This window comes from Streptomyces sp. NPDC059456 (assembly GCF_042750055.1).
Taxonomy (GTDB): Bacteria; Actinomycetota; Actinomycetes; order Streptomycetales; family Streptomycetaceae; genus Streptomyces.
The window spans coordinates 1-9901 of record NZ_JBHYVA010000287.1; the positions used below are offsets into that span (position 1 = coordinate 1).

The window sequence follows — 9901 nt, forward strand, 5'->3', positions numbered from 1 at the left end:
CCGGCCCCCGGCGCCCCGGCAGCGGCGCCGAAGACTCAGCGGCATGACGGCATGACGGCTCGGCGGCTCGGCGGCTCGGCGGCTCGGCGGCTCGGCGGCGAAGGGTGCCGGATGACCGGCGCCCCGGCGCGCGATGCCGGCGGCGCAGGGTGCCGATGGCCCGGCGCGCCATGCCCGCGGCTGCCCGCGGCAGTGGGGCGGCGAGCCCCGGTGCGCAGTGCCGGCGGCGGGCCGGGGGTGTGCCGGGGCATGCGGCGCCGACAGCGTGCCGGGGGCTGGGCACCCCCACTGCCGGTCGGGGGGAACGGCCCCTAAGATGACCAGCGGCGGAGCCACGTGGCCCCGCCGGGAGGAAGCCCGGTGCGAATCCGGCGCGGTCCCGCCACTGTGAATCCTGCGGAGCAACCCGTCGGGTGAGTCAGGAACTCCCGCTGTTCTCACTGCCCGGGGCGCGGAAACCCCGAGGAAGGCCTGCCGCCGCATGATCCTGCTGCTGTCGACGTCCGACACCGATCTGCTCAGCGCCCGCGCCGCCGCGGACGGCCCCGTGCCGTACCGGTTCGCGAACCCCTCCCGCCTTCCCCTCGACGACCTCCCGGCCCTGCTCGACGGCGTCGACCTCGTCGTCGTGCGCCTCCTCGGCGGGCTGCGCGCCTGGCAGGACGGGCTCGACCTGCTGCTGGCTCCCGAGCAGACCCGTCCGGTGGTCGTCCTCACCGGCGAACAGGCCCCGGACGCCCAGCTGATGGAGGCCTCCACGGTCCCGATCGGCATCGCCGCCGAGGCGCACGCCTACCTCGCCCACGGCGGCCCCGCCAACCTGGACCAGCTGGCCCGGTTCCTCTCCGACACCGTGCTGCTCACCGGCCACGGCTTCGAGCCGCCCGCCGCCGCGCCGACCTGGGGTCCGCTGGAGCGCACCCCCGTACGCCCGTACGGTCCGCGGATCGCCGTGCTGTACTACCGCGCCCACCAGATGAGCGGCAACACCGCGTTCGTGCACGCCCTGTGCGACGCGATCGTGGAGACCGGCGGCACGCCCGTCCCGCTGTACGTGTCCTCCCTGCGCAGCCCGGAGCCGGAGCTGATCGCCGAGCTGGAGTCGGCGGACGCGATCGTCACCACGGTCCTCGCGGCCGGCGGCACCAAGCCCGCCACCGCCTCGGCCGGCGGCGACGACGAGTCCTGGGACGCGGGCGCGCTGGCCGCGCTCGGCGTGCCGATCCTGCAGGCCCTGTGCCTGACCGGCTCGCGCAGCGCCTGGGAGGAGAACGACGAGGGGCTCTCCCCGCTCGACGCCGCGACGCAGGTCGCCGTCCCCGAGTTCGACGGCCGTCTGATCACCGTCCCGTTCTCCTTCAAGGAGCTCGACGAGGACGGCCTGCCCGCGTACGTGGCCGACCCCGAGCGGGCCGCCCGCGTCGCCGGCATCGCCGTCCGGCACGCACGTCTGCGGCACATCGAGCGCCGCGACAAGAAGATCGCGCTCGTCCTGTCCGCGTACCCCACCAAGCACTCCCGCATCGGCAACGCGGTCGGCCTGGACACCCCGGCCAGCGCCGTGGAGCTGCTGCGCACCCTCATCGCGGGCGGCTACGACTTCGGCCCCGTCGAGGACATCCCGGGCCTGGTCTCCGGTGACGGCGACGAGCTGATCCGCGCCCTGATCGAGGCCGGCGGCCACGACCAGGACTGGCTGACCGAGGAGCAGCTGGCCCGCAACCCGGTCCGCATCCCGGCCGCCGACTACAAGCGGTGGTACGCCGAGCTCCCGGCCGAGCTGCGCGAGAGCGTCGAGGAGCACTGGGGCGAGGCCCCGGGCAACATGTTCGTGGACCGCTCGGCGAACCCGGACGGCGACATCGTCCTGGCGGCGCTGCGCCGCGGCAACCTGCTCATCCTGATCCAGCCGCCGCGCGGCTTCGGCGAGAACCCGATCGCGATCTACCACGACCCGGACCTGCCGCCCTCGCACCACTACCTGGCCGCGTACCGCTGGATCCAGGCGAGCGCGCAGGACGGCGGTTTCGGCGCCGACGCGATGATCCACCTGGGCAAGCACGGCAACCTGGAGTGGCTGCCCGGCAAGAACGCCGGTCTGTCGGCGGCCTGCGCGCCGGACGCCGCGCTCGGCGACCTGCCGCTGATCTACCCGTTCCTGGTCAACGACCCGGGCGAGGGCACGCAGGCCAAGCGCCGCGTGCACGCCACGCTGGTCGACCACCTGGTGCCGCCGATGGCGCGCGCGGAGTCGTACGGCGACATCGCGCGCCTGGAGCAGCACCTGGACGAGTACGCGCAGATCTCGGCGATGGACCCGGCGAAGCTGCCGGCCATCCGCGCCCAGATCTGGACGCTGATCCAGGCCGCGAAGCTGGACCACGACCTGGGTCTGGAGGAGCGCCCGGACGACGACGGCTTCGACGACTTCCTGCTGCACGTCGACGGCTGGCTGTGCGAGGTCAAGGACGCCCAGATCCGCGACGGCCTGCACGTCCTGGGCGGCGCCCCGACCGGCGAGTCCCGGGTCAACCTGGTCCTGGCGATCCTGCGCGCCCGGCAGATCTGGGGCGGTACGACGGCGCTGCCCGGCCTGCGCGAGGCGCTCGGCCTGGACGAGTCCGCGGCCACCCGTACGACCGCCGACGAGGCGGAGGAGACGGCCCGCGCGCTGGTGCAGGCGATGGAGGACGCGAACTGGGCGCCGGAGGCGGTGGCTTCGGTCGCCGCCGGGCATTCGGCGGACGTGGCGGCGGTCCTGGACTTCGCGGCCCGCGAGGTGGTCCCGCGGCTGGCCGGCACGACCGACGAGATCGCCCACGTGGTGAGCGCCCTCGACGGCGCGTTCGTCCCGGCGGGCCCGTCCGGGTCGCCGCTGCGCGGCCTGGTGAACGTGCTGCCGACCGGCCGGAACTTCTACTCGGTGGACCCGAAGGCCGTCCCCTCCCGCCTCGCGTGGGAGACCGGTCAGGCGCTCGCCGATTCGCTGCTGGACCGCTACCGCACGGACAACGGCGAGTGGCCCGCCTCGGTCGGCCTGTCCCTGTGGGGCACCAGCGCGATGCGCACCTCGGGGGACGACGTCGCCGAGGCGCTGGCGCTGCTCGGCGTCCGCCCCGTCTGGGACGAGGCCTCGCGGCGCGTCACCGGCCTGGAGCCGATCCCGCCGGAGGAGCTGGGCCGCCCGCGCATCGACGTCACGCTGCGCATCTCGGGCTTCTTCCGGGACGCGTTCCCGCACGTGATCGGCCTGCTGGACGACGCGGTGCGGCTCGCGGCGGGGCTGGACGAGCCCGCGGAGCAGAACTTCGTCCGGGCCCACGCCCAGGCGGACCTGGCCGAACACGGTGACGAGCGCCGCGCGACGACCCGTATCTTCGGCTCGCGCCCGGGCACGTACGGCGCCGGCATCCTCCAGCTGATCGACTCCCGCGACTGGCGTACGGACGCCGACCTGGCGGAGGTCTACACGGTGTGGGGCGGTTACGCGTACGGCCGCGGCCTGGGGGGCCGGGCGGCGCGCGCGGAGATGGAGACCGCGTACAAGCGGATCACGGTGGCCGCGAAGAACACGGACACCCGCGAGCACGACATCGCCGACTCGGACGACTACTTCCAGTACCACGGCGGCATGGTGGCCACCGTCCGTGCGCTGCGGGGCACGGCCCCGGAGGCGTACATCGGTGACTCCACCCGTCCGGAGACCGTCAAGACCCGCACCCTGGTGGAGGAGACGTCCCGCGTCTTCCGTGCCCGTGTGGTGAACCCGAAGTGGATCGAGGCGATGCGCCGCCACGGCTACAAGGGCGCCTTCGAACTCGCGGCGACGGTGGACTACCTCTTCGGCTACGACGCCACGACGGGCGTGGTCGCGGACTGGATGTACGACAAGCTGACCGAGACGTACGTCCTGGACCCGGAGAACCGCGCGTTCCTGGAGGAGGCCAACCCCTGGGCCCTGCACGGCATCGCGGAGCGCCTGCTGGAGGCCGAGTCGCGCGGCATGTGGGAGAAGCCGGACCCGCAGGTCCTCGAAGCGCTGCGCCAGGTGTACCTGGACACGGAGGGCAACCTGGAGGGCGAGGCGGAGTAGTCCGCGCCCGTCGTCCCTGACGAAGGAGCCGCCTTCCCTTCCCCTGCCGGGGCGCGGAAGGCGGCTTCTCGGCTCTCGGGCGGCCTCGACCCCCGGCCTCCCTCAGCTCCTCAGCTCCTCAGCTCCTCAGTGCAGCCGTACGGGCAGGCTGAGCAGGCCGCGGTGGCGGGGGTTGGACTGCCACCGCGCCTCGTGCGCCTCGTGCAGCCGCAGGCGGGGGAAGCGCTCGATGATCCGGGTGAGCGCGATCTCGCCCTGGAGGCGGGCGAGCGGCGCCCCGAGGCAGTGGTGGATGCCGTGCCCGAAGGCGAGGTGGCGGCCCGCGTCGGCCCGGCCGATGTCGAACCGGTCGGGGTCGGTGAAGACGGCCGGGTCCCGGTCGGCGCCGAGCAGCGAGATCTGGACGAAGTCGCCCTCGCGGATGGTCACTCGGCCCACGGTGATGCGTTCGGTGGCGTAGCGCAGGGATGCGAGGCCGGACGGGGACTCGTAGCGCAGGACTTCCTCGACCGCGCCGTGCACCCGGGCCGGGTCGGCGCGCAGCGCGGCCAGCTGGTCCGGGTGGGTGAGCAGGGCGTGGATGCCGTTCGCGACGAGGTTGACCGTGGTCTGGTGACCTGCGACGACGAGGAGGAAGGACATGGAGGTGATCTCGTCCTCGGTGAGGGCGTCGCCGTCCCGGTCCCCGTCGCCGTCCCCGTCCCCGTCCTCGTCGTCACCGGCGGTGAGCAGGGCGGACAGCAGTCCTTTGCCGTCCGGGTTCTCGCGTTTGAGGGCGATGAGGGCCCGCAGGTAGGCCGCCATGCCCTCCGCGGTGAAGACGGAGACCTCGCCGTCGCCCTGGCCGCCGCCGAGGGAGTTGCCCCGGACTTGGAGGACCTCGTGGTCGGCGTCGGTGGCGCCGAACAGCTCGAAGGCGACGGCGACCGGCAGCGGGAGGGCGAATTCCGAGATCAGCTCCGCCTCGTCCTTGCCGTCGAGGGCGTCGAGCAGTCCGGTGACGAACTGCTCGATCATGGGCCGCAGGCTCGCGGTGCGGCGGGCGGTGAACGCCTTCTGTACGAGCCTGCGCAGCCGGGTGTGGTCGGGCGGGTCGGCGTTGAGCATGTGCGAGAACATCGCCGCTCCCGGCCCCTCGGTGAGCCCGACGTGGCGGCCGAACCGCTGGGCGGCCCGGTTCTTCGACAGCCGGGGGTCGGCCAGCAGGGCCTTGGCCTCCGCGTGCCCGGTGACGACCCAGCCCTCGACGGCGGCGGGGCCGGGGTAGCGGACGTAGTGGATGCCGCCGTCGCGCCGCCAGTCGCCGTAGATCTCGTGGGCGCGGTCCTGCCAGTCGGCGTCCAGGACTTCCACGTGCTCCGGGTGGGCGGTCTTGCGGTCACGCACGGCGCACCCGGTTCCTCGGGCCGATGTGGACGGTCTTCACGCCGAGCAGACCGACGAGGGGCACCTCGGCGGTGCGCTGGCCGGGGGCGACGACGAGTCCGGTCCGGCGGATGTGGTCGAGCAGGAGTTCCGCCAGCGGCATGACCATGTGGCGCCCCCAGCAGCGCTCGCTCGCGTGGCCGAACGGCATGTACCCGGGGGTGGCGTCCGGGTCGAGGGTGTTCCAGCGGGCGGGCCGGAACTCCAGCGGGGCGTCCCACAGGGCGGGGTCGCGGTGGGTGAGCAGGGGCAGCACCAGTACGTCGTCGCCGGGCCCGATGCGGGGGTCGAGGGCGGGGTACTCGGGGCTGCGGTTGCGCAGCAGGTTCCAGGAGGGCGGCAGCAGCCGCATCGCCTCGTGGAGGATGTTGCGGTTCGAGTCGCCGTCGTCGAACGGGGCGCCGAGCCACAGGGCGTTGGCGACGAGGGTGGAGACGGTGAAGCAGACGGGGGCGGCGGCGCGCCGGTACATGCCCATGGCGTACCGGCGGTCGTGGTAGCCCCCGGCCTCGGCGAACAGGCCGGCGATGTGCGTCAGGTGCGGGCCGGGGCGGGGCCGGCGCGGGAGGGCGGCTCCGGCGACGATCGTCGACCAGGTCAGCCTGGGGTCGATCTCCAGCGTCCGGGACATCAGGATCCGCAGCCGGTGCGGATCGTCGCGCAGGATCAGATCGCGCAGGAAATTGTGGCCGGTGAGGGGCCACGGCCCGGACAGGTCCGTGCCCGCCGGTATCGGCCCGTCCAGGGCCTTGCGCACGTCTTTTCCAATGGTGCGCATCACCGAAGAGGCTTCGGTCTTGGAAATGGACCGGCCGTGCAGGGGCTTGAATGTCGGCCGCTCGGTCTCGGTGGCCTTTCGTGCGGCGAGAATACGGTCGGAGAGTTCCGCGCCCGCAATTCCGATGGTGTCGGGCTCCAGCCGGACGAGGTCCTTGCCGAGGTGGTCGTCGATGAGCGCCTGGAGTCGCGGGGCGAATACGGTGGCACGGTGCGTGCGCGAATCCGTGGGGTGCGTGGCTGGCATATGAGGGCTCCGGGGAATGCGGAAGGCCCGCACCCGGCAGGGCCGGAGAGGCGTGGCCGGCTCTGCCGGGTACGGGCCCGGTACTGGACTTTCCGGCTTAGTACCAGAAGTACCAGGCACTCTGCTTCAGGCTCGGCTCGCTCTTCTTGACGAACGAGAGATCCCGGCAGATCGGGGTGCTGCGCAGGACGGCAAGAAACTTGTTCATTTACTACCCCTCTTTCGCGTGCTTGCGCACATCAACGGGTCGACCGGTCATGGCGGTTGATATGCCCGGGAGGTGCATCCGCCGTATTCCTTGGCCGGTGCACCGAGTAGACACGCATGGGGCGGAAGTCGTCAATGGCTTCGCTTTCAGTCGACCACATCCAGCCACCAGTGGCTGGATCCATACGCCGCCCGTTTTCGGCTCAATATCCTTCATAAAGACCCGCGCACGCCCTTCGAATGGATTCGAACGCCGTGTGACGGAATGCATCCCGGGTCCGCCCCGGAATTGCCCCGTCACCGACAGAATGCCCGGCGGCGGCGTCGCACCGGCACGGCTGCGCGCATACGACACGGTCATGTGGCGTTCGATCGCCGCCCCGTCCGAGGCCCGCCAGCAGCCCGCCGGCGCGGCTCGCGCGGCTCCCACGCCCCCGGCCGCCCCGGCACCCGACTGACCGGTGAGCGACCGCACGACTGGGCCGCCATGGAATGCGGTTGCTCCTGGCCGGGTGGGCCCAACTCCGCCGATCACCTTCCGGCCGAGTTCATCGCCCTGCCGGAGAGCGGGGCTCCCCTGTCCGTCGACGACCGGGCGGAGGGCCACGCCCGCATCCGGTCGAACCTGGTGGAACCGGCCGTGGCCGCGAACTCGCTCGTCGCCGCCGCCCTCGCCGGGCGGCCGCCCGTCGCCTCCCGGCACGGGCTGCTGCCCGCGCCGTCCGTCCTGGCCGCGCCGTCGTACGGAGGCCGCCCGCCCGGTGAGCGGGGACTTCCTGCGTTCACGCGCCTCCGGCACCCCTAGCCTCCGGCAGGGCTGCCCGCTGCCCGATCACCACCTCGTCACCTGAAGAAGTGAACTGTCCCTTGTGCCGGCGACGGCAGGGGTAGGGGGGTGTTGATCTCGTGCGGGGGGCCGCAGGCAAGGGCCCTCCTGCCCTCGGACGGAAAGGTTCCGCCTGCCGTGACACAGCCGTTTCAACTGCCGGATTTCTACGTGCCGTACCCGGCGCGACTGAACCCGCACCTGGAGGCCGCGAGAACGCACACCAAGGAGTGGGCCCGCGCCTTCGGGATGCTGGAGGGGTCCGGGGTCTGGGACGAGACGGACCTCGACGCGCACGACTACGCCCTGCTGTGCTCGTACACCCACCCCGACTGCGACGGTGACGCGCTCGACCTGGTCACCGACTGGTACGTGTGGGTGTTCTTCTTCGACGACCACTTCCTGGAGGTCTACAAGCGCACCCGGGACCGCGAGGGCGCCAAGAAGTACCTCCAGGGGCTGGCCGCGTTCATGCCGATGGACCTCGCGGACGGGTTCCCCGAGCCGGCGAACCCGGTCGAGGCGGGCCTCAAGGACCTGTGGTCGCGGACCGTGCCCCGGATGTCGATGGACTGGAGGGAACGGTTCTCCGAGTCGACGAGGAACCTCCTCGACGAATCGATGTGGGAACTCCACAACATCAACATCGGCCGCGTGGCCAACCCTCTCGAATACATCGAGATGCGCCGCAAGGTCGGCGGCGCCCCCTGGTCCGCCGGACTGATCGAGTACGTGTCCGCCGAGGTGCCGGCCAAGGTCGCGCGCACCCGGCCGCTCGAAGTGCTCCGCGACGCCTTCGCCGACGCCGTCCACATCCGCAACGACATCTTCTCGTACCAGCGCGAGGTGGAGCAGGAGGGCGAACTCTCCAATGCGGTGCTGGTCCTGGAGACCTTCCTGGGCTGCACCACCCAGGAGGCCGCCGACCTGTCGAACGACCTGCTGACCTCGCGGCTCCAGCAGTTCGAGTACACGGCCCTCGCCGAGGTCCCCGCGCTCGCCGTCCGGCACGGCCTCGACCTGTTCGAGCAGGCGTCGGTCCTCGCGTACGCCAAGGGCCTCCAGGACTGGCAGTCCGGCGGCCACGAATGGCACATGGTCTCCAGCCGCTACATGAACGAGGGGGCCAAGGGGGCGCAGACCCCGCTCGCCCTGCCGTTCCCGCCCGGCGGGCCGGGCGCCGCCGCCCTCCACCTGCGCTCGCCGTTCACCCCCCGCTCCGTGGAACTGCGCCGGCGCAGCTTCACGCACGTGCCGTTCCAGCGGGTGGGCCCGTCGCTGCTGCCCGACTTCCCCCTGCCGTTCCCGCTCACCCTCAGCCCGCACCTGGACCGGGCCCGGCGCGAACTGGTGCGCTGGTGCCGGGACATGGGCCTGCTCGATCCGCAGCCCGGCGACCCCGGATCCGACATCTGGGACGAGGACAAGCTGGTCGGCATGGACTTCGCCCTGTGCGCGGCGGGCATCGACCCCGACGCCACGCCGGAGGCGCTGAGCCTGAGCTCGCAGTGGCTGGCGTGGGGCACCTACGCGGACGACTACTTCCCCGAGGTCTTCGGCCGTACGAAGTCCCCCGGCGGGGCCCGCGCCGCGACCGACCGGCTGATCTCCCTGCTCACGGACGACCCGGCGCAGGCCCCCGAGCCGGTCACCGTCATGGAGCGGAGCCTGCGGGAACTGTGGGCCCGGACCGCCACCGGAATGGGCGCCGCGATGCGCGCGGAGCTCCGCCGGCACCTCTCCGGGATGCTGGACAGCTGGGTCTGGGAGATCGGCAACACCGCCGCGAACCGGATTCCCGACCCGGTCGACTACGCCGAGATGCGCCGGCTCACCTTCGGCTCGGCCCTGACGATGTTCCTGGCCCGGTTCGGCCACGAGGACGACGGGGTCCCGGCCGAGGTCTTCCGGGACGGGGTGATCCGCTCGCTGGAGAACGCCGCGGCGGACGTCGGCTGCATCACCAACGACCTGTTCTCGTACCAGAAGGAGATCGAGGTCGAGGGCGAGGTCCACAACCACGTCCTGGTCACCCAGAACTTCTTCGGCATCGACTACCCGCAGGCGTTCGCGATCGTCGCCGACCTGATGGTGCAGCGCGTCGGGGAGTTCGAGCACATCCGTGACCACCAGCTGCCGCTGCTCTGCGAGGACCACGGCCTGGGCGCCGCGGCGCGGGCCTCGATCGACACGTACGCGCGCGAGCTGGGGGACTGGATGGCCGCCGTCCTCAACTGGCACCGGAACGTGCGCCGTTACCGGGACGAGGACCTGCACCCGGAGCCGGCCGGGCGGGCTCCCCGGGCCGGGCACCCCTCCTTCGGCA

Annotated in this window: 5 protein-coding genes and 1 riboswitch; of the genes, 3 read left to right on the forward strand and 2 right to left on the reverse strand. The window is 72.4% G+C overall.

Annotated features, from left to right (window positions below; genetic code table 11):
- Positions 1-310: 310 nt before the first annotated feature.
- A riboswitch (cobalamin riboswitch) is annotated at positions 311-448 on the forward strand.
- A 33-nt stretch (positions 449-481) separates the two neighbouring features.
- Positions 482-4093, forward strand: a complete 3612-nt coding sequence (cobN, locus tag ACFXA3_RS23530; protein ID WP_385189701.1) for a cobaltochelatase subunit CobN — start codon at positions 482-484, stop codon at positions 4091-4093.
- A gap of 126 nt (positions 4094-4219) precedes the next feature.
- On the opposite strand, the gene ACFXA3_RS23535 is transcribed toward cobN, so the two are convergent.
- Positions 4220-5479 carry a cytochrome P450 gene (locus ACFXA3_RS23535; RefSeq protein ID WP_385189704.1) on the reverse strand — a complete coding sequence of 420 codons (1260 nt, stop codon included), beginning with the start codon at positions 5477-5479 and terminating at the stop codon, positions 4220-4222.
- Positions 5472-6542 carry a cytochrome P450 gene (locus ACFXA3_RS23540; protein ID WP_385189707.1) on the reverse strand — a complete coding sequence of 357 codons (1071 nt, stop codon included), beginning with the start codon at positions 6540-6542 and terminating at the stop codon, positions 5472-5474. Before ACFXA3_RS23540 ends, ACFXA3_RS23535 begins: the two co-directional genes overlap by 8 nt.
- Positions 6543-7236: 694 nt before the next feature.
- Here ACFXA3_RS23540 and ACFXA3_RS23545 point away from each other — a divergent pair.
- Entirely contained in the window at positions 7237-7554 is a 318-nt protein-coding gene (locus tag ACFXA3_RS23545; RefSeq protein ID WP_385189710.1) for a hypothetical protein, read from the forward strand.
- Positions 7555-7713: 159 nt separating this feature from the next.
- The coding region (locus ACFXA3_RS23550) for a germacradienol/geosmin synthase (RefSeq protein WP_385189712.1) at positions 7714-9901 on the forward strand (2188 nt) is incomplete at its 3' end.

Coding starts and splice junctions, on each gene's coding strand:
- ACFXA3_RS23540 (WP_385189707.1), bottom strand. CDS start 6,542: ATGCCAGCCACGCACCCCACGGATTCGCGCACGCACCGTGCCACCGTA.
- cobN (WP_385189701.1), top strand. CDS start 482: ATGATCCTGCTGCTGTCGACGTCCGACACCGATCTGCTCAGCGCCCGC.
- ACFXA3_RS23545 (WP_385189710.1), top strand. CDS start 7,237: ATGGAATGCGGTTGCTCCTGGCCGGGTGGGCCCAACTCCGCCGATCAC.